The following is a 20,148-nucleotide window of genomic DNA, read 5'->3' as shown; positions in this document are numbered from 1 at the left end:
CCGGCACCGTGTCGTACACCGGCGCGAGCCCGAAGCCGAGCGCCGCGCCACCCGCCGCGACGATGCGCGCCGCGTAGCGGTCGGGATCGTCGGCGAGCTGCACCCCGGCGGTCAGCAGCAGCTCACCGCCGAGCAGATACGGATAGGGGTCGGCCATCTCACTGGTGTGCACCCAGTGCACCGCCGCCCCACCGCCCTCCCCGGCCGGCGGGCCCGCGACCTGGCGCAGCCCGAGGTCCCGGCGGCCGAGCAGGGCCGACAGCTGGACGGGGGCGGTGGGCGGAGCGGCGGGGTCCGGCATGGATGGTCCATCCATCGGGGGCAGGGTGCAGTGGAGGGAACGTACACTTCAACGTCGCTTTCCGGCCACCTAGGGTCAACGTTCGAAAGCAGTCGGGCGCAGGTGGCAGAGGTGGAAGAGAGGGAGGGCGCATGGCAGTCGACTACGCGGTGATCGTGGCCTATCTGGCGGGCATGCTCGCCATGGGCTGGTGGGGCATGCGCCGCGCCAAGTCCAAGTCCGAGTTCCTGGTGGCGGGCCGCAGGCTCGGGCCCGCCATGTACTCCGGCACCATGGCCGCGATCGTCCTCGGCGGCGCCTCCACCATCGGCGGTGTGGGCCTCGGGTACCAGTACGGGCTCTCCGGCGCCTGGATGGTCTTCACCATCGGCCTGGGACTCCTCGCGCTCAGCGTCTTCTTCTCCGGGCGCATCGCCCGGCTGAAGGTCTACACCGTCTCCGAGATGCTCGACCTGCGTTACGGCGGCCGGGCCGGGGTCATCTCCGGTGTCGTCATGTGGGCGTACACGCTGATGCTCGCGGTCACCTCGACCATCGCGTACGCCACGATCTTCGACGTCCTCTTCGACATGAACCGGACCGTGGCGATCATCATCGGCGGCGCCATCGTCGTCGCGTACTCGACGCTCGGCGGCATGTGGTCGATCACCCTCACCGACATGGTGCAGTTCGTCGTCAAGACGATCGGCGTACTGCTGCTCCTGCTGCCCATCGCCGTCGTGAAGGCCGGCGGCTTCTCGGAGATGAAGGCCAAGCTGCCCACCTCGTACTTCGACCCGCTGGGCATCGGCGGCGAGACGATCTTCACATATGTCCTGATCTACACCTTCGGCATGCTGATCGGGCAGGACATCTGGCAGCGGGTGTTCACCGCGCGCAGCGACAAGGTCGCCCGGCTCGGCGGCACGGTCGCCGGTACGTACTGCCTGGTGTACGCGGTCGCCGGGGCCGTCATCGGAACGGCCGCCAAGGTCATGTACCCGAAGCTGCCCAGCTCCGACGCCGCCTTCGCCACCATCGTGAAGGACGAACTGCCCATCGGCGTCAGGGGACTGGTGCTGGCCGCCGCGCTGGCCGCGGTGATGTCCACCTCGTCCGGGGCGCTGATCGCCTGCGCCACCGTCGCCAACAACGACATCTGGTCGCGGCTGCGGGGGATACGCGGCGGCGGGGCCGCCCGGGGCGGGGGCGGTGACCACGACGAGGTGCGGGGCAACCGGGCCTTCATCCTCGCCATGGGCGTCCTGGTCATCTGTATCGCCATCGCCCTGAACAACGTCGTGGAGGCGCTGACTGTCGCGTACAACCTGCTGGTCGGCGGCCTGCTGGTGCCGATTCTTGGCGGGCTGCTCTGGAAGCGCGGCACGGTGCAGGGGGCGCTGGCGTCCGTCGCTGCGGGCGGGCTCGTGGTGCTCGGCCTGATGGCGAAGTACGGCGCACTCGCCAACGAGCCCATCTACTACGGGCTGCTCAGCTCCCTGGTCGTGTACGTCGTCGTCTCGCTGGTCACCAGGCCGACGGACGCGGCGGTGCTCGCGGCCTGGCGGGAGCGGCTGGCCGGCCGGGACGGATCCGGTGCATCAGGGGCGTCAGAGGAGGAAGAGGCCGGGCCCGGCTCCGGTACGGATTCCGTACCGGCCCATCATTGAGGTTCCACGGCCGAACACGCGCCGAGCACGCGCAGGACCCGCGCCACAAGCGCAGAGACACAGAACAGAGAAGAAGGGCACACCCATGAGCAGCACCGAACAGCCGCGCGGCCCCGTCGATTCGTCCCGCGTCCCCCGGTACGCGGGGCCCGCGACCTTCGCCAGGCTGCCCAGGCTCGACGAGGTCGGTACCGCCGACGTGGCGGTCGTCGGTGTGCCCTTCGACTCCGGTGTCTCCTACCGGCCGGGCGCCCGCTTCGGCGGCAACGCCATCCGTGAGGCGTCCCGGCTGCTGCGCCCGTACAACCCGGCGCAGGACGCGGCGCCGTTCGCGCTGGCGCAGGTCGCCGACGCGGGCGACATCGCGGCCAACCCGTTCAACATCAACGAGGCCGTCGACACCATCGAGGCCGCCGCCGACGACCTGCTCGCCACCGGCGCCCGGCTGATGACGCTCGGCGGCGACCACACGATCGCGCTGCCGCTGCTGCGCTCGGTCGCCAAGCAGCACGGCCCGGTCGCGCTGCTCCACTTCGACGCGCACCTGGACACCTGGGACACCTACTTCGGCGCCGAGTACACCCACGGCACGCCGTTCCGCCGGGCCGTCGAGGAGGGCATCCTGGACACGTCCGCGCTCTCCCACGTCGGCACGCGCGGCCCGCTCTACGGCAAGAAGGACCTGGACGACGACGCGAAGATGGGCTTCGGCATCGTCTCGTCGGCCGACGTCATGCGGCGCGGGGTGGACGAGATCACCGACCAGCTGCGGCAGCGCATCGGCGGCCGGCCGCTGTACATCTCCATCGACATCGACGTACTGGACCCGGCGCACGCACCCGGCACCGGCACCCCGGAGGCCGGCGGGCTGACCTCCCGCGAACTCCTGGAGATCGTCCGCGGTCTCTCCTCCTGCCACCTGGTCTCCGCCGACCTGGTCGAGGTCGCCCCGGCGTACGATCACGCCGAGATCACCTCCGTCGCCGCGTCCCACACGGCGTACGAACTCACCACGATCATGTCGCGCCAGATTGCCGAGGCCCGCGAAAAGTGACGCACGACCACCACCACGAGACCCCGCGGCTGACCCCCGAGCAGACCGCGGCAGCCCTGAACCCGCCGCCCGGCCGCAACGGCGGCGACCTCGTCGTCGAGACCCTCCAGGGGCTCGGCTCCACCACGGTCTTCGGCCTCCCCGGCCAGCACGCCCTCGGCATGTTCGACGCGCTGCGCCGCTCCGCGCTCTCGTACGTGGGGCTGCGCGTCGAGAACAACGCGGGCTTCGCCGCCGACGCGTACGGCCGGATCACCGGCGAGGTGGCCCCGCTGCTGCTCTCGACCGGCCCCGGCGCACTGACCTCTCTCGCCGCGCTCCAGGAGGCGGCGGCGGCCAGCGCGCCCGTGCTCGCCATCTCCAGCCAGGTCCCGACGGCCGGGCTCGGCGGCGGCCGGCACGGCTATCTGCATGAACTGCGCGACCAGAAGGCGTCGTTCCGCGACATCGTGAAGTCGGTGCACACCGTGCGCACCGCGTCCCAGATCCCCTCCGCCATCGCGGCGGCCTGGGAGTCGGCGCTGACCGCGCCGCACGGCCCCGTGTGGGTGGAGATCCCGCAGGACGTCCTGCTCGCGGAGACGTCCCTGCCGCCGGTCACTGCCCTGGACGCGACCCCGCGCGAGCTGGAGCCCCGCCCCGAACTGACCGCCGTGGCCGCGCACTTGCTCTCGCACGCCGAGCGCCCGGTGATCATCGCGGGCGGCGGTGTCGTACGGTCCGACGCGGCCGGGAAGCTGCTCGCGCTCGCCGAGCGCCTCGACGCCCCGGTCGTCTGCACGGTCGGCGGGAAGGGCGCGTTCCCCTGGGAGCACCCGCTCTCGCTCCAGTCGTGGATGGAGGACCGGCACACCACGGACTTCCTGGAGGCGGCGGACGTCCTGCTGGTCGTCGGCTCAGGACTGGGCGAACTCTCCTCGAACTACCACACGTTCAAGCCGCGCGGCCGGGTCGTCCAGATCGAGGCGGACCTCGGCAAGCTGGAGTCCAACCACCCGGCGCTCGGCATCCACGCGGACGCCCGGATCGCGCTGTCGGCCCTGCTCGAAACGGTGGAGGAGCGCACCGACCCGGGCGCGGCCGACGCCGTACGCACCGTCCTCACGAAGGTCCGGGAGCGGATCGCGAGCCAGGACCTGGACCGGGAACAGCAGATCCTGGCCTCGGTCAGGGCCGCGCTGCCCGCGACGTCCCCGAGCTTCTGGGACATGACGATCCTGGCGTACTGGGCCTGGTCGGCCTGGCCGGGGGCCCTGCACTCGGCACAGGGCGCGGGCGGCCTCGGCTACGGCTTCCCGGCGGCGTTGGGCGCGGCGGTCGCCGACCCGACCACACCGGTCCTCGCGGTGTCGGGCGACGGCGGCGCGATGTACTCGATCGCGGAACTGGCCACGGCCAGGCAGTACGGCCTGCCGGTCACCTGGCTGATCGTGGACGACGGCGGCTACGGCATCCTGCGTGAGTACATGGAGGACGCCTTCGGCGAGGCCACCGCCACGGAACTGACCCGCCCGGACTTCGTGGCCCTGGCGGAGTCCTTCGGGGTCCCGGCGCTGCGTACGACCGCGGAGACCCTGACGGAAGACCTGGCCAAGTCCCTCGCGGAGCCGGGCCCTTCGGTGGTCGTGCTGCCGGCGGTCCTGAAGATGTTCGCGCCCACCCATCTGGGCTGACGGGCTGGGCGCCCCGGGCCCTTTGTCCGGGCCGGTCCTGGCTCCATGAGTCCGGACCGGCCCGGACCGGCGGCCTCGGCCTCACCCTCGTACGAGCGATGAGGCACCCTGCGTCTCGAAGGTGCGCAGTACGTCGGCCGCGATGCTCACGGCGATGGTCGCGGGTTCCTTGCCGGTGATGTCGGCCAGCCCGATCGGGGTCTTGATCCGGTCGATGGCGGCCTCGTCATGGCCGCCCTCGGTGGCGAGGCGCTTGCGGAACCGCACCCACTTGGCCGCCGAGCCGATCAGCCCGATGGAACCGAGATGGGGTGTGCGCAGGGCGGCGTCGCACAGCGCGGCGTCCTCCGCGTGGTCATGCGTCATGATCAGGACCTGGGTGCCGGGCGGCAGTTCCTCCAGTACCGCCTCGGGCAGCAGTGGCGTGTGGTGGACGTGTACCTGTGCCACCGCGTCCGCGAGCACGTCGAGCCGCTGCTCGGTGAGGATGTCCGAGCGGCTGTCGATCAGATGGAGGTCGAGATCCTGACGGGCCAGGATGCGCACCAGTTCCAGCCCGACGTGCCCGACCCCGAAGACCGCCACCGCATGGACCACCGGCAGCGGTTCGAGCAGCACCGAGACCGTGCCGCCGCAGCACTGCACGCCATGCTGGTTGGTCACCTTGTCGTTCAGGGCGAAGTCCATCAGCTCCGGCTCCGGCTCGGACGTGGCGATCATCTCTCTGGCCCGGTCGATGGTGGCGGCCTCGATATTGCCGCCGCCGATCGAGCCCCACGCCTCGGTCCGCCCCACGACGAGTTTCGCACCGGCGTCGCGCGGCGCGTGGCCGCGCACGGTCGCGACGGTCACCAGCACGCCGGGCTCCCTGCGTGTGCGCAACCGTGCGACCGCCGCGACCCATGTCATGTCAGGCACCGCTCAAGGCTTCTGCGTCGGTTCGGACCGTGCCGTTCGCGGTCTGTCCGTTCGTGGCCTGGCCGTACGCCGTCTGCCCGTTCGCGGTCTGGCCGTACGCCGTCTGCCCGTTCGCGGTTCGGCCGGTGGGGGAGCCGTCGCTCGCGTGGCCGTTCAGCCCGGACGCATCCCCCTGCTGCCGGGCCGCCTGGACCGCCCAGTACACCGCCTCCGGTGTCGCGGGCGAGGCCAGCTCGACGCTGATCCCGTCCGGCCCGAACGCGGCGGCGGCCTGTCGCAGCGCCTCCCGTACCGAGAACGCCAGCATCAGCGGAGGCTCGCCCACCGCCTTGGACCCGAACACCGCGCCCTCTTCGGTGGCGTTCTCCATCAGCGTGATGTTGAACTCCTCGGGCATCTCGGAGAAGCTCGGCAGCTTGTAGGTGCTCGCTGCCTGGGTCAGCAGCCGGCCCCGGTTCGGCCCGTCACCGGTGTCCCAGCGCAGGTCCTCCAGCGTCAGCCAGCCCGCGCCCTGGACGAATCCGCCCTCGATCTGACCGATGTCGATCATCGGGGACAGGCTGTCGCCGACGTCGTGCACGATGTCCACCCGCCGGATGCGGTACGCGCCGGTGAAGGCGTCGACCTCCACCTCCGTCGCGGCGGCGCCGTGGGCGAAGTACTTGAACGGCGATCCCCTGAAGGTCTTCGCGTCCCAGTGCAGCCCCTCGGTCCGGTAGAAGCCGGCGGCCGACAGCTGGACCCGCTGGAAGTACGCGGTGTGCACCAGGTCGTCCCAGGCCAGCTCCTGGTCGCTGCCGAGTGCGCGCGCGACGCCCTCGGTGATGCGTACGTCCGATGCGTTCGCGCCCAGCCGGGAGGCAGCCACCTGAAGGAGCCGCTCGCGCAACTGCTCGCAGGCGTTCTTGACCGCTCCGCCATTGAGGTCCGCCCCCGAACTGGCGGCGGTGGCCGAGGTGTTGGGCACCTTGTCGGTACGTGTCGGGGCCAGCCGGACCTTGTGCAGCGGGATCCCGAGCGTGGTCGCGGCCACCTGCAGCATCTTGGTGTGCAGGCCCTGGCCCATCTCGGTGCCGCCGTGGTTGATCAGGACCGAGCCGTCCTTGTAGATCAGCACCAGCGCGCCGCCCTGGTTGAAGGCGGTGAGGTTGAACGAGATGCCGAACTTGATGCCGGTGACCGCGAGAGCCCGCTTGGTGTGCGGATGCGCGGCGTTGAACGCGGCGATCTCGCGCTTGCGGTCGGCGATGCCGGCGTCGTCCTGGACCTGCTGCCAGATGCCGGCGATCCGTTCGGCCTGGGTGACCGGCTGTCCGTACGGCGTCGTCTGGCCCTGGCCGGGCCGGTAGAAGTTGCGCTCCCGCAACTCCATGGCATCCAGGCCGAGCAGGGGTGCGCAGCGGCCCAGGATGTCCTCGATCACCAGCATGCCCTGCGGTCCGCCGAACCCGCGGAACGCGGTGTTGGAGACCGTGTTCGTCCTGGCGATGCGGCCGGCGACGCGGGCGTTGGGAATCCAGTACGTGTTGTCGATGTGGCAGAGCGCCCGGGCCAGCACCGGTTCGGACAGGTCCAGGCTCCAGCCGCCGTCCGCGGTCAGGGTGGCGTCCAGGGCCTGGATGCGGCCGTCCGCGTCGAAGCCGATCCGCCACTCGGCGTGGAACCCGTGCCGCTTGCCCGACATGGTCAGGTCCTGCGTCCGGTTGAGCCGGAACCGGACCGGCCGGCCGGTCAGCTTGGCGCCGAGCGCGGCGATGGCCGCGAACCCGTGCGGCTGCATCTCCTTGCCGCCGAAGCCGCCGCCCATCCGCAGGCACTGCACCGTCACCTCGTGACTGGGCAGACCGAGCACGTGCGCGACGATCTCCTGGGTCTCCGAAGGGTGCTGGGTGCTGCTCTGGATGAACACCTGCCCGTTCTCGTCGATCTGGGCGAGCGCCGCATGCGTTTCCAGGTAGAAGTGCTCCTGGCCGGCGAACTCGAACTCGCCGGTGAACACATGCGTGGACTCGGCGAAGCCCGCGTCGGTGTCCCCGGCCAGCATCACGGGCTGGGCGCCGTGATAGCTGCCGGCCGCGATCGCGTCCTGCAGCGTGACCAGGGAAGGCCGTTCGTCGATCTCCACCTCCACGGCCGCCGCGCCGAGCCGGGCCGCCTCCAGGGTCTCGCCGAGCACCCAGGCGACCGCGTGGCCGTGGAACATGACCTCGTCGGGGAAGAGCGGCTCGTCGTGCTTCATGCCGGCGTCGTTGACGCCCGGCACATCGGCACCGGTCAGTACGCGCACCACACCCGGCACGGCCAGCGCGGGCCCGGTGCGCAGCGCGGTGATCAGGCCGCGGGCCTTCATCACCTGGACCGGGTACGCGTGCAGGACGTCCTTGGTGCGCTGGACCAGGTCGTCGGTGTAGAGAGCGGTACCGGTGACGTGCAGGAAGGCGCTCTCGTGCGGCATCGAGACGCCCACGACGGGCTTCTCGGGAATCTCGGACAGATGGCTCATGACGGCACCGCCTCAGTGGTTTGCGCGTACAGCTTCAGCAGGCTCTGGCCGAGCATCGCGGAGCGGTACCCGGCGCTGGCGCGGTGATCGTTCATCGGTGTGCCCTCGGCCCGCAGCACGGGGGCCGCGGCCTCGACCGTCTCGGCCGTCCACGGCTTGCCCTCCAGGGCCGCCTCGGTGGCCAGGGAGCGGATCGGGGTGGCGGCCACGCCGCCCAGGCCGATGCGCGCCCTGCGGACGATCCCTCCCTCGGCCCCGCCCTCGATGTCGAGCGCGAAGGCGACGGCCACGCTGGAGATGTCGTCGAAACGCCGCTTGGCGATCTTGTGGAAGGCCGTGACCTGCGACAGGGGGAGCGGGACACGTACCGCGCGGATCAGCTCGCCGGGACGGCGCACGCTCTGCCGGTAGCCGGTGAAGTAGTCCGCCAGCGGGACCTCGCGCTCACCGTCGGCGTCGGCGAGCACCACCGAAGCCTCCAGCGCGAGCAGGACGGGCGGGCTGTCACCGATGGGCGAGCCGGTCCCCAGATTGCCGCCCAGGGTCGCTCCGTTACGGATCAGCCGGGACGCGAACTGCGGGAACAGCTCGGCGAGCAGGGGGACGCTGCCATCGAGGCGGCGTTCGATCTCGGTGAGCGTCAGCGCCGCCCCGATCTCGATGTGGTCGGATGCGACCCGCAGCTCCCGCATCTCGGACAGCCGGTCGACGGCGACCACGCAATCCGCCCGCCGGGAACGGATGTTCACCTCGACGCCGAAGTCCGTGGAGCCGGCGACCACCACCGCGTCGGGCCGCTCGCGCAGCAGCCGCAGGGTCTCGGCCAGCGTGCTCCTGCGCAGGAACGTGCTGCCGTCCCGGGTGTATTCGGTGGCGGCCGGTGCGGGCGGCGACTGCTCACGGCGCCGCGCCAGCGGGTCCTCGTCGGCGGGTGCCCCGACGGCGAACGCGGCGTCGCGGATCGGGCGGTAACCGGTGCAGCGGCACAGGTTTCCGCTCAGCGCGTGCAGATCGAAGCCGTTCGGGCCGTGCTCGGCGTCGGTGCTCCCGGCCGCGTCCACCGGCTCCGGGTGCGCGCAGCGGCTGGGGCGGTAGTACTCGGCGGCCATGCTGCAGATGAACCCCGGTGTGCAGTAACCGCACTGGGAGCCGCCGCGTACCGCCATCTCCTCCTGCACCGGGTGCAGTTCGGGCGGCGTTCCCGGTGCGCCGGGGGTGGCGAGACCTTCGGAGGTGATGACCTCCTGGCCGTCCAGCGCCGCGGCCGGGACCAGACAGGCGTTGACCGCCACCCAGTCGGTGGGCTTGTTCACGCCGGGCCGGGCCACCAGGACCGAACAGGCGCCGCACTCGCCCTCGGCGCAGCCCTCCTTGGTGCCGGTGAGGCCGCGGTCGCGCAGGAAATCCAGCACCGTGGTGTGGGGTGCGGCCGGTGCGAGCGGTGTTTCCTTCCCGTTCACCGTGATCCGCGCCGCTACCACGACGGGCCTTCGTTTCGCCGCAGGGCAGGTCGATTCGTCATGTTTGCCACTTTCAGGCAGCTTTCTATGTCCGGACGCGCCACGTAGAACAGGCGGGCGCATACCGGCACGCGTCAGCGCTGTGCCGGGAAAGGATGAGAATGAGGGAAAACCAGAAACGTGCCACGGAGGGGCACATCAGAACGGCGGCTCAGCAGCCGTGCGCGACCTGACCCGGAGCCCAGACGGTGAGGCGGGCGAGGCGAGCCAGATCAGAGCAGGTGTACATCTGCCGGTCGCCTCCTTCCGTGGTCACAGGTCTACTTCAACCGAAAGCTAGTGGTTGGATCCACCGAGGTCAAGAGAAGTTGATCTTGCTTTTTGGATGACCGACCAAATCCGGTGTGCGGCGACGACCCCCGGAGGGGACCGGGGCCGCGGTCCTAGGCCCAGCGACCGGTCCCCGTACGCCGTTCGGACGGACCCGCACCCCGGAATGTTGCAGCGGGATGAAATCCCCAGGTCGCCGTGTTGGTTCCTTCCGGTGGCATGAGACAACGGGAGGCACCAGTGGCGGACGCCGCGCAACAGGATCCCGCGCAGCAGGCCGGCGCGCAGCAGCACGGCCGGCAGCACGGACAGCGGCAGGACGGTACGGGGCACGGCCCCGCGCCCAGCGGCACGCCGGAAACCGGGGCGGCCGGGGCCGGGGCGGCAGGGACCGGGGGAGCGCAGCGGCAGGGGTGGGCGCGACGGCTCGTCGGGTACGCCTGGCGGTACCGGCGCAATGTGCTGCTGGCCCTCGGGTCGTCGCTCGCCGGGATGGCCGTCATGGCGCTCGTCCCGCTGGTCACCAAGGTGATCATCGATGACGTCATCGGCAACGGCACCCGTTCCCTCGCCGTCTGGACGGGGCTGCTGATCGCCTCGGCCGTCGTCGTGTACGTCCTCACCTACGTCAGGCGCTACTACGGCGGCCGCCTCGCGCTCGACGTCCAGCACGACCTCCGTACCGAGATGTACGGGACGATCATGAAGCTGGACGGGCGGCGGCAGGACGAGCTGTCCACCGGGCAGGTCGTCGGCCGCGCCACCAGCGACCTCCAGCTCATCCAGGGGCTGCTCTTCATGCTGCCGATGACCCTCGGCAACGTGCTGCTCTTCCTGATCTCGCTCGGCATCATGGCCTGGCTCTCGCCGCTGCTGACCCTGATCGCCGTGGCCGTCGCGCCCGCCCTGTGGATCATCGCCAAGCGCAGCAGGGCCCGGCTCTTCCCCGCCACCTGGTACGCCCAGGGGCAGGCCGCCGCCGTCGCCGGTGTCGTCGACGGAGCCGTCACCGGCGTACGCGTGGTGAAGGGCTTCGGCCAGGAGGACCAGGAGACCGGCAAGCTCCGCGCGGTCAGCCGCAGGCTCTTCGCCGGGCGGCTGCGTACCATCAAGCTGAACTCCCGCTACACGCCCGCCCTCCAGGCCGTCCCCGCGCTCGGGCAGGTCGCGATGCTGGCGCTCGGCGGCTGGCTGGCCACCCGGGGCGAGATCACCCTCGGGACGTTCGTTGCCTTCTCGTCCTATCTGGCCCAGCTCGTCGGCCCGGTCCGGATGCTCGCCATGGTGCTGACCGTCGGCCAGCAGGCCCGCGCGGGCGTCGAGCGCGTCCTGGAGCTGATCGACACCGAGCCCTCCATCCCGGACGGCACCAAGACGCTCCCGGCGGACGCCGAGGCCACCGTCGAGTTCGACGGCGTCTCCTTCGGATACACCGACGACCGGCCCGTGCTCGACGGCTTCTCGCTGACCATCGCGCCCGGCGAGACCGTCGCCGTCGTCGGCTCGTCCGGCAGCGGCAAGTCCACCGTCTCGCTGCTCCTGCCGCGCTTCTACGACGTCTCGCACGGCGCGGTCCTCATCGGCGGCCACGACGTACGCGAACTCACCCTGGAATCCCTGCGGTCGGCGATCGGCCTGGTCCCCGAGGACAGCTTCCTCTTCTCCGACACCGTCCGCGCCAACATCGCCTACGGCTTCCCCGACGCCACCGAGGAGCAGATCCGCACCGCGGCGCGCGCCGCCCAGGCCGACCGCTTCATCGCCGAACTGCCCGCCGGATACGACACCACCGTCGGCGAGCACGGCCTCACCCTCTCCGGCGGCCAGCGCCAGCGCATCGCACTGGCCCGCGCCATCCTCACCGACCCCAGGCTGCTGCTCCTGGACGACGCCACATCCGCCGTCGACGCCCGCGTCGAGCACGAGATCCACGAGGCGCTGCGCGGGGTGATGGCAGGCCGCACCACCCTGCTCATCGCGCACCGCCGCTCCACCCTCAACCTCGCCGACCGCATCGCCGTCATCGAAGGCGGCCGGCTCGCCGACATCGGCACACACGCGGAGCTGGAGGAGCGTTCGGCGCTCTACCGGCAGCTGCTGACCGACCCGGACGAGCTGGGCGGCGTCTCGCCCGGCCACGTGGTGCCGACGGCGGACGAGCCGGACGACACCTCCGTACGCGAGGAACTGGACGCCGAGTTCGACGTCGAGCGGGGCATCACCCCACCGCTCTGGGTCCGCAACGAGAACCCGGTGACCGGTTCGGGCGCCGATGGTGCCCCGGCCCCCGGCGGGATGCCCGCGACACCCGAACTCCTCGCCCAGGTCGCCGCGTTGCCGCCCGCCACCGACACGCCCGACGTGGACGAGGCGCACGCGGTCGCCGCCGAGACCTCGTACGGGCTGCGCCGGCTGCTGCGCGGCTTCGGGCCCGTCCTGCTCATCAGCCTGTTCCTGGTCGCGGTCGACGCGGGCATGGGGCTGCTGCTGCCCGTGCTGATCCGGCACGGCATCGACCAGGGCGTCACCAAGCTCGCCACCGGCGCGGTCTGGACGGCGGCCGCGCTCGGCCTGCTCACCGTGGCCGTCCAGTGGCTGGCGCAGACCGGCGAGACCCGGATGACGGGCCGCACCGGCGAGCGCGTCCTCTACACGCTGCGCCTGAAGATCTTCGCGCAGCTCCAGCGGCTCGGTCTCGACTACTACGAGCGCGAGCTGACCGGCCGGATCATGACCCGGATGACCACGGACGTCGACGCGCTCTCCACCTTCCTGCAGACCGGCCTGGTCACCGCGTTCGTCTCGGTCGTCACCTTCTTCGGCATCCTCGTGGTGCTGTTCGTGATCGATGTGCAGCTGGCGCTCGTCGTGTTCGCGACGCTGCCGTTCCTGGCCGTCGCCACGTACTTCTTCCGCAGGAAGAGCGTCCAGGCGTACGAGCTGGCGCGTGAGCGGGTCTCCGTCGTCAACGCCGACCTCCAGGAGTCCGTCTCCGGGCTGCGGATCGTCCAGGCGTTCCGCCGCGAGTCCACCGGGGCGGGCCGCTTCGCCGGCCGCAGCGACCACTACCGGCAGGCGAGGGTCCGCGGCCAGTGGCTGATCTCGGTCTACTTCCCCTTCGTCCAGCTGCTGTCGTCGGTGGCCGCGGCCTCCGTGCTGATCGTCGGCTCGCACCGGGTCGAGGCAGGCACCCTCACCACCGGGGCCCTGGTCGCCTACCTGCTGTACATCGACCTGTTCTTCGCCCCCGTACAGCAGCTGTCCCAGGTCTTCGACGGCTACCAGCAGGCCACCGTCTCGCTCAAGCGCATCCAGGAGCTGCTCGTCGAGCCCACGTCGACCGAGGAGAGCGCGGCGCCACTGGAGGTCGGCGCACTGCGCGGCGACATCGCCTTCGAGGGCGTCTCCTTCGCGTACGGCGCTGTCGACGGAGCTGATGGCCCCGGCGACGCCGGCGGCTCCGGCGGCTCCGGCGGCTCGGGCGGCGAAGGGGAGCCCGAAACGGCGCTCAGCGGCATCGACCTGCGGATCCCGGCCGGGCAGACGGTCGCCTTCGTCGGGGAGACCGGCGCGGGCAAGTCCACGCTGGTCAAGCTGGTCGCGCGGTTCTACGACCCGACAGCGGGCCGGGTCACGGCCGACGGCACCGATCTGCGGGACATGGACATGACGGCGTACCGGCACCGGCTCGGGGTCGTCCCGCAGGAGGCGTACCTCTTCGCGGGCACGGTCCGTGACGCCATCGCCTACGGCCGGACGGACGCGACCGACGCCGAGGTCGAGGCGGCGGCGCGGGCGGTCGGCGCGCACGACATGATCGCGACCCTGGAGGGCGGCTACCTCCATGAGGTCGCCGAGCGCGGCCGCAACCTCTCGGCGGGCCAGCGCCAGCTGATCGCACTGGCCCGCGCCGAACTGGTCGACCCGGACATCCTGCTGCTCGACGAGGCGACAGCCGCGCTCGACCTGGCGTCGGAAGCCCAGGTCAACCAGGCCACCGACCGGATCGCCGGACGGCGGACGACACTCGTGGTCGCCCACCGGCTGACCACTGCGGCGCGGGCGGACCGGGTGGTGCTGATGGACCACGGCCGGGTCGTCGAGGACGGCACGCACGAGGAGCTGCTGGCCCTGGACGGAGGCTACGCACAGCTGTGGCGGACCTTCGTGGGGGAGCCGGCCGAGGTGGTGGTGTAAGGGGGGGTAAGGCCCCCTGAGAGGGCGCGGGTCCCGTCGGCGAGCACCGCCGGCGGGACCTCATGGCGGCGCTGTGCGCGCGGGATGAGAGCGTTACCGGGGCCGCACGTCCGCCGCCGGGACAACTTTTCCTCCCGTTCGGCCCTCTTCCATGCCGGGATGTGCAGCCCCGACAGCGCACACACCGGACCCGGGAGCTGAGATACGGTGCCGACGATCAGCCAGCGGATGCACTTGGTGCTGCTCACCGCCTGGACGGTGCTGTGGTTCGCCGTGGTGGAGCCGCACGGCGGATTCTCCTGGCACTATCTGCACACCGGCGGTGAGCTGATCTACCAGGGCCCCGGCGGCGACGGCACCGGCGGTCTCAACCTCTACGCCCACCACCCCGAGCTGCAGATGGGCCCGGTCAGCTTCCTCGCCGCCGGACTGTTCAACCCGTTCCCCGAAGCCACCGGCCAGTTCCTCGCCGCGGCGCTGATGTCCCTGCTGGGGCTGGTCATCGTCGTACTGGCCGGGCGCAGCGCCGCACACCATCTGCTGGGCACCGGCACCAACCACCAGCGGCTGCGGCAGCGGGTACTGATCGCCGGGCTCGCCTTCATCCCGATGTGGATCGAGGTGGCGGTCCGCTTCGGGCACCTGGACGACGTACTCGCGCTGTTCTTCACCGCCCTCGCGGTCCGGGCCGTCACCCGGGGCAACCCGGCGGCCACCGGTGCCTGCCTCGCCCTGGCGATGGACTCCAAGCCCACCGCGCTGGCCTTCCTGCCGCTGCTGCTGGCCCTGCCCCGGCGGAACTGGCTGCGGGCCGCCCTGTGGTGCGGGGGCCTGGTGGCGGTCGCCTGGCTGCCGTTCTTCGTCGGCGACCCGCAGTCCTTCGCGGCGGCCAAGTTCGCCATCCCCAACCATCCGGCGTCCGCCCTGCGCTGGCTCGGCGTCGGCGACCCGGAGACGCCCGGCTGGGACCGCCCCGCGCAGGCCGTGCTCGGCCTGGTGCTCGGTACGGTGGCGGTCTGGCGGGGCCGCTGGCCCGCGGTGGTCCTGCTCGGCGCCAACGCCAGGATCGTGCTCGACCCGAGCGTCTACACGTACTACACGGCTTCGGTACTGCTCGGCACCCTGCTGTGGGACGTCATCGGGCAGCGCAGGCTGGTGCCGTGGTGGAGCTGGCTGGCGCTGCTGACGCTGTACGGCAGTGTCTTCGTCATCCCGGACGACGCGATCCGCGGTCTGCTGCGACTGGCGTTCGTGGCGGTGTCCACGGCGTACGTCCTGCTGTGGCCGGTCCGTGAGCGCGGCGACCGGGGCGGGGTACGCGGCCGGCGCAGACCCCGGGCCCGTGCGGGGACCCCGCTGGTGGTGGATTAGAAGCCGTGACCGCCCCGGGTCCCGTCTGTCCGGTTCTGCGGCGCAACCAGCCGACTGTCCCTTGCGTCCGTACACACATACGTCTGCGCGACCGAAAGGGAAGAAGTGTTCGAGTTGCGGCGAAAGCCGGAGGGCGGGGCGGGGCGCGCGCCGGTACGTGAACCGGTGCGCGGAGCCGCCCGCGGCCCGGTGACCGCCCGCTGGGCCGCCGGTCTGACGGCGGCGGCCGTGGTGGCGCTGGCCCTGGTGGGGACGGGTGCCCGGCCGGCGAGCGCGGCGTCGGGCTGCCCCGGACATCTGGTCAGGTCCGTGAGCTTCGCCACCGGCCAGCTCAAGGTCTACCGGAGCGGTCAGTCCGTCTGCGCCGTCACCCTCGCCAAGCACCCGGGCGCCAGGAGGCAGATGTCCGTCCAGCTCCAGGCGCGCGGGGGCAGGCCGGTCTCCGACAGTGGCCGTTTCACCCGTCTGGCGGGGCCGGTGAGGGTGCGTGCGGTGCACCGCTGTGTCCGGGCCGTAGGGGCCGTCTCCGGCAGGAAAGGGGCGTCCGGCTGGTTCCTGTGCTGAGCGGGTGATCTCCCCGGATGGTCAACTGGGTCTGGCGTGCCTGGTGTTACCCCGGCTAGGTTCGCGGCTACTCGTTGTGATCCCCAGGGGAGGGCTGAATGCGCAAGGCGCTCAGATGGCTGCTCGCGTTCGTGGTGCTCATAGGCACCTTGAGTGCGGCGGGGGCATCAGCCGGTGCGGCCACCGCCGCAGGACCGGACACCCCGGACATCAAGGCCCGGATCCTCGCGATCCCCGGCATGAGTCTGATCGAGGAGAAGCCCTACCCGGGCTACCGCTTCTTCGTTCTCCAGTACGCCCAGCCCGTCGACCACCGGCACCCGTCGAAGGGCACCTTCAACCAGCGCTTCACCCTGCTGCACAAGGACACCAGCCGGCCGACCGTCCTCTACACCGGCGGGTACAACGTCTCCACCACCCCCAGCCGCAGTGAGCCGACCCGTATCGTCGACGGCAACCAGGTGTCACTGGAGTACCGCTACTTCACCCCGTCCAGGCCGGAGCCCGCCGACTGGTCCAAGCTGGACATCTGGCAGGCCGCCAGCGACCAGCACCGGCTGTTCACGGCGCTCAAGAAGATCTACACCCGGAACTGGCTCACCACCGGCGGCTCCAAGGGCGGCATGACCGCCACCTACTACGAGCGCTACTACCCCAAGGACATGGACGGGGTCGTCGCGTACGTGGCGCCCGACGACGTCGTCAACGACGAGGACTCGGCGTACGACCGGTTCCTGAGCACCGTCGGGACCAAGGAGTGCCGCGACCGGCTGGAGGGCGTCCAGCGCGAGGCGCTCGTCCGCCGCGCGCCACTGGAGAAGAAGTACGCCCAGTACGCGAAGGACAACGGCTACACCTTCACCACCGTCGGGTCGCTCGACAAGGCGTACGAGGCCGTGGTGCTCGACTACATCTGGGGCTTCTGGCAGTACAGCCTGCTCTCCGACTGCGACACGGTCCCCGCCGACGCCCCGCACGCCACCGACCAGGAGATCTGGGACTCCGTCGACACCATCTCCGGGTTCTCCTTCTACACCGACCAGGGGCTTGAGGCGTACACGCCGTACTACTACCAGGCCGGCACCCAGCTCGGCTCGCCGGACATCCAGCAGCCGTGGCTCGGCAACCTCAGCCGCTACGGCTACCAGCCGCCGCGGCACTTCGTCCCCCGCTCCATCCCGATGCGCTTCCAGCCGGGTGTGATGGCCGACGTGGACAACTGGGTGAAGCACCACGCCCACCACATGCTGTACGTGTACGGGCAGAACGACCCCTGGGGCGCCGAGCGCTTCAGCGTCGGGAAGCACCCGGACGACAGCTATGTGTTCACCGCGCCCGGTATGAACCACGGCGCGAACGTCGACGGCCTCGCCCCCGCCGAGAAGGCGAAGGCCACCGCGCGCATTCTGGCCTGGGCAGGAGTCGCACCGGCCGCGGTGCGGGCCGACCCGCAGCGGGCCAAGCCGCTCGCCGCGTACGACGCGACGCTCGACCGCAAGGGGCTGGAACGGGACCGGTCGCTGCGGCCGTGACCCCGGTCCGTCGCACCAACCGGCCCTGAACGGCAGCCGATCGCACTGTGCCCGCCGCGAAGTCCCGCGGCGGGCACAGCTGTTGTCGTGCGGTCAGTACGTCAGGCCGTGCCCCACCGGATACAGCACCTTCGTGGGATCGTCCGCGCGCTGGACGGGCACCGGCAGCAGACCGCGCGGCGCGACCCGGCCCGCGATCACCCGTGCCGCCGCCCGGAGTTCGACGTCCGTCCAGCTGTACGTCGCGAGCGCGGCCCGGACGCCGGGGAGCTGGGCGATGTCGTACGGATTGCGTACCGCGATCTGCACGACCGGGACCCCGGTCGCGACCAGCGCCGCCACCAGCTTCGTCTGCGCGTCGCCCGCGGCCACGTCATAGGTGCCGACGAGCACGGCGTCCTTGCCCGCGGCTGCGGACACCGCGCTCTTGATCACGGCGTCGGTGGGCGCGGTGCCGGTCGGGAGCACCGTGGTGGTGAAGCCGAGTCCGGTCAGCTCCTTGCCGAGCACCGTGGTCGGCGGGCCCGTCGTGCCCGAGGGCGACGCCGGATCGGGGCCGACGACCAGCAGCTTCCCGGCCCGGCGCCGGGAGAGCGGCAGCAGCTTGGCCTCGTTCACCAGCAGGGTCGTGGTCCGCTCGGCGATCCGGTCGGCCGACACCAGATGGGACCGGATACCGACCGTACGGTCCACCCGGGTCTCGGGCACGTACGGGCTGCTGAACAGTGCGCGCCGGTCCTTGAGCCGCAGGATCCGCAGGAGCGATTCGTCGATCCGCTTCTCGGTGAGCTCCCCGCCGCGCACCGCGGCGAGCACCGCGTGCCACGCGGTGTCGAGGTCCGGCGGGTTCAGCAGCTGGTCGACGCCGGCTTTGAGCGCCAGCACCGGCACCCGGTCGTCGCCGTACTTGTCCCGTACGCCCTGCATGCCCAGCGAGTCGGTGACGACGACGCCGTCGTACCCCAGCTCCTCGCGCAGGATGCCGGTGAGGATCGGCTGCGACAGGGTGGCCGGGTCGTTGCTCGGGTCCAGCGCGGGGAACTGGATGTGCGCCGTCATGATCGCGTCGATCCCGGCGGCGACTGCGGCCTTGAAGGGCGGCGCGTCGATGGTCTCCCACTGCTCACGGGTGTGGGTGATGACCGGGATCCCGGTGTGGCTGTCGACCGCGGTGTCGCCGTGGCCGGGGAAGTGCTTGGCTGTCGCGGCGACCTGCGAGCTCTGGTATCCCTGCACCTCGGCGGCGACCAGCCGGGCCACGGCGGCCGGTTCGGAGCCGAAGGAGCGGACGCCGATGACCGGGTTGGCCGGGTTCACATTGACGTCGGCGTCCGTCGAGTAGTCCTGCCGGATACCGATCGCCCGCAGCTCGGCCCCGGAGATCCGGCCGACCGTACGGACGTCGTCGCGCGAGCGCCCGGCGCCGAGCGCCATCGCGCCGGGGAAGAGAGCGGCCGGATAACCGACCCGGCAGACGATGCCGTGCTCCTGGTCGGTGGAGATCAGCAGCGGTACGGGGGTGTGCTGGGCGAGGCCGGCGCGCTGGATGCCGTTGGAGAGCGCGGCGATCTGGTGCGGGTCGCGGGTGTTGTGCGCCCAGCTGAAGTAGATGATGCCGCCGACGTGGTACTTGGCGATCAGCTCGGCCGCGGTGCGGACGCCGATCTCTTTCAGGTTGGCGTCGATGTCGGCCTGGTCGGGAGCGGTGGCGGAGTGTCCGTACACCCGCATCACGAAGAGCTGGCCGACCTTCTCCTCGATGCTCATACGGCCGATGAGCTTCTTGAGCTGCCGGTCGTGACCGCTGGGATCAGGACCGGGGCGATGGGGATCGGCGTGCGCCGTGGCGCCCGTGGCTGCGGTGGCTACCGCGGCCGCGGTAGCGGTGAGCAGAGAGCGTCTGGAGGTGCGGTACTGCACTGGTGCCCCTTCCGGCCATGCTGCGCAAGGAATCTGAAGGAAACTTTCCAGCAGCACCGATATCCGGAAACTAACTGCCAGGTCAAGGGTGCGGGCCGCATCGGAGCGGCATTGGCCCATTTGCCCGCGGCCGGGCCGTCCTGGACTGGTCCGGCCCGGCCCGGCCCGGCTCGACGTGCGGGTGGGGCGGCCCCGCCGTCGCGGCTACCTGGACGGTGCTGGGCCCGCGCCGCCGTCCCCGGCCAGCCGTTCCAGGTGTTCCCGGCCCGCCGTCAGCAGTCCCGGCAGCTCGGCAGCCTGGGGGTACCACCGCTTCTCGTACTCCCAGCAGAGCCACCCCTCGTCCGGCGCGAGCAGCTCCACGCACTCGGCGAGCGGGAGCACCCCGGCGCCGAGCGGCAGCGGTGTGGTGTCCTCCGCCGACGCGATGTCCTTGACCTGGGTGTAGCCGAGATGCGGCGCGAGGACCGCGTGGCTGGCCGCCGGGGTCTCACCGCCCAGCCAGGTGTGCATCACATCCCAGAGGGCGCCGACGTTCCGGTGGCCGACCGGGCCCAGCACCCGGGCCGCGTCGGCGCGCGTGCGGTGCGAGTCATGGGTCTCCAGGAGGATCCGTACGCCCGTGTCGGCGGCGACCTCGGCGGCCGCGCCCAGCCTGCGGGCGGCCGCCGCGTCC

The 20,148-nt window shown here is 71.4% G+C and carries 13 protein-coding genes; 7 read left to right on the top strand and 6 right to left on the bottom strand.

Annotation, left to right across the window (positions count from 1 at the left end; translation table 11 throughout):
• Positions 1-301: PucR family transcriptional regulator ligand-binding domain-containing protein (locus G3I19_RS22075; protein WP_203599908.1), on the bottom strand; the 301-nt coding region annotated here is incomplete at its 3' end.
• A gap of 131 nt (positions 302-432) precedes the next feature.
• Between G3I19_RS22075 and G3I19_RS22070 the strand changes: the two genes are divergently transcribed.
• The 3 genes from G3I19_RS22070 to G3I19_RS22060 all read left to right on the top strand — a co-directional run bounded on the left by G3I19_RS22070 (position 433) and on the right by G3I19_RS22060 (position 4,677).
• Positions 433-1,950 carry a sodium:solute symporter gene (locus tag G3I19_RS22070; protein ID WP_164265412.1) on the top strand — a complete coding sequence of 506 codons (1,518 nt, stop codon included), beginning with the start codon at positions 433-435 and terminating at the stop codon, positions 1,948-1,950.
• Positions 1,951-2,035: 85 nt separating this feature from the next.
• Positions 2,036-3,004: an agmatinase gene (gene speB / locus G3I19_RS22065; RefSeq protein WP_164265411.1), complete on the top strand. Its 969-nt coding sequence runs from the start codon at positions 2,036-2,038 to the stop codon at positions 3,002-3,004.
• The gene (locus G3I19_RS22060) at positions 3,001-4,677 is read left to right on the top strand and encodes a thiamine pyrophosphate-binding protein (protein WP_164265410.1); all 1,677 of its coding nucleotides are present in this window, start codon (positions 3,001-3,003) and stop codon (positions 4,675-4,677) included. The genes speB and G3I19_RS22060 overlap by 4 nt, the downstream gene beginning before the upstream one ends.
• Before the next feature lie 81 nt (positions 4,678-4,758).
• Here G3I19_RS22060 and xdhC read toward each other — a convergent pair whose 3' ends face one another.
• The 3 genes from xdhC to G3I19_RS22045 are packed head-to-tail and all read right to left on the bottom strand — an operon-like array spanning position 4,759 to position 9,579.
• Entirely contained in the window at positions 4,759-5,586 is an 828-nt protein-coding gene (gene xdhC / locus G3I19_RS22055) for a xanthine dehydrogenase accessory protein XdhC (RefSeq protein ID WP_164265414.1), read from the bottom strand.
• Between the two features lies 1 nt (position 5,587).
• Positions 5,588-8,098 carry a xanthine dehydrogenase molybdopterin binding subunit gene (xdhB, locus tag G3I19_RS22050; RefSeq protein WP_164265409.1) on the bottom strand — a complete coding sequence of 837 codons (2,511 nt, stop codon included), beginning with the start codon at positions 8,096-8,098 and terminating at the stop codon, positions 5,588-5,590.
• Complete coding sequence (locus G3I19_RS22045) at positions 8,095-9,579, bottom strand: FAD binding domain-containing protein (protein WP_164265408.1); 1,485 nt, start codon at positions 9,577-9,579, stop codon at positions 8,095-8,097. The genes xdhB and G3I19_RS22045 overlap by 4 nt, the downstream gene beginning before the upstream one ends.
• 549 nt (positions 9,580-10,128) lie before the next feature.
• Here G3I19_RS22045 and G3I19_RS22040 point away from each other — a divergent pair.
• The 4 genes from G3I19_RS22040 to G3I19_RS22025 all read left to right on the top strand — a co-directional run bounded on the left by G3I19_RS22040 (position 10,129) and on the right by G3I19_RS22025 (position 17,552).
• On the top strand, positions 10,129-14,085 hold the full coding sequence (locus G3I19_RS22040; protein ID WP_164265407.1) for an ABC transporter ATP-binding protein: 3,957 nt from the start codon (positions 10,129-10,131) through the stop codon (positions 14,083-14,085).
• 228 nt (positions 14,086-14,313) lie between these two features.
• Positions 14,314-15,456, top strand: a complete 1,143-nt coding sequence (locus G3I19_RS22035) for a hypothetical protein (RefSeq protein WP_203599900.1) — start codon at positions 14,314-14,316, stop codon at positions 15,454-15,456.
• A 213-nt stretch (positions 15,457-15,669) separates the two neighbouring features.
• Complete coding sequence (locus G3I19_RS22030; protein WP_203599898.1) at positions 15,670-16,020, top strand: hypothetical protein; 351 nt, start codon at positions 15,670-15,672, stop codon at positions 16,018-16,020.
• A 98-nt stretch (positions 16,021-16,118) separates the two neighbouring features.
• Positions 16,119-17,552: a S28 family serine protease gene (locus tag G3I19_RS22025; protein WP_164265405.1), complete on the top strand. Its 1,434-nt coding sequence runs from the start codon at positions 16,119-16,121 to the stop codon at positions 17,550-17,552.
• A 93-nt stretch (positions 17,553-17,645) separates the two neighbouring features.
• Here the strand turns inward: G3I19_RS22025 and G3I19_RS22020 are convergent, their stop codons facing one another.
• Together G3I19_RS22020 and G3I19_RS22015 are read right to left on the bottom strand one after the other, a co-directional pair.
• On the bottom strand, positions 17,646-19,472 hold the full coding sequence (locus G3I19_RS22020) for a glycoside hydrolase family 3 protein (RefSeq protein WP_343235168.1): 1,827 nt from the start codon (positions 19,470-19,472) through the stop codon (positions 17,646-17,648).
• A 204-nt stretch (positions 19,473-19,676) separates the two neighbouring features.
• A partial coding sequence (locus G3I19_RS22015; protein ID WP_164265403.1) for a TIM barrel protein occupies positions 19,677-20,148 on the bottom strand: 472 nt, incomplete at its 5' end.

The organism is Streptomyces sp. SID10853, from assembly GCF_010548145.1.
In the GTDB taxonomy this organism is placed as follows: domain Bacteria; phylum Actinomycetota; class Actinomycetes; order Streptomycetales; family Streptomycetaceae; genus Streptomyces.
Note: the sequence above shows the minus strand (reverse complement) of the source record. Positions and strands in the feature narration are given on the sequence as shown.

Excerpts from the sequence above, each read along its gene's own strand:
- G3I19_RS22070 (WP_164265412.1), top strand. The coding sequence starts at position 433 with ATGGCAGTCGACTACGCGGTGATCGTGGCCTATCTGGCGGGCATGCTC.
- speB (WP_164265411.1), top strand. The coding sequence starts at position 2,036 with ATGAGCAGCACCGAACAGCCGCGCGGCCCCGTCGATTCGTCCCGCGTC.
- xdhC (WP_164265414.1), bottom strand. The coding sequence starts at position 5,586 with ATGACATGGGTCGCGGCGGTCGCACGGTTGCGCACACGCAGGGAGCCC.
- xdhB (WP_164265409.1), bottom strand. The coding sequence starts at position 8,098 with ATGAGCCATCTGTCCGAGATTCCCGAGAAGCCCGTCGTGGGCGTCTCG.
- G3I19_RS22035 (WP_203599900.1), top strand. The coding sequence starts at position 14,314 with ATGCACTTGGTGCTGCTCACCGCCTGGACGGTGCTGTGGTTCGCCGTG.
- G3I19_RS22025 (WP_164265405.1), top strand. The coding sequence starts at position 16,119 with ATGCGCAAGGCGCTCAGATGGCTGCTCGCGTTCGTGGTGCTCATAGGC.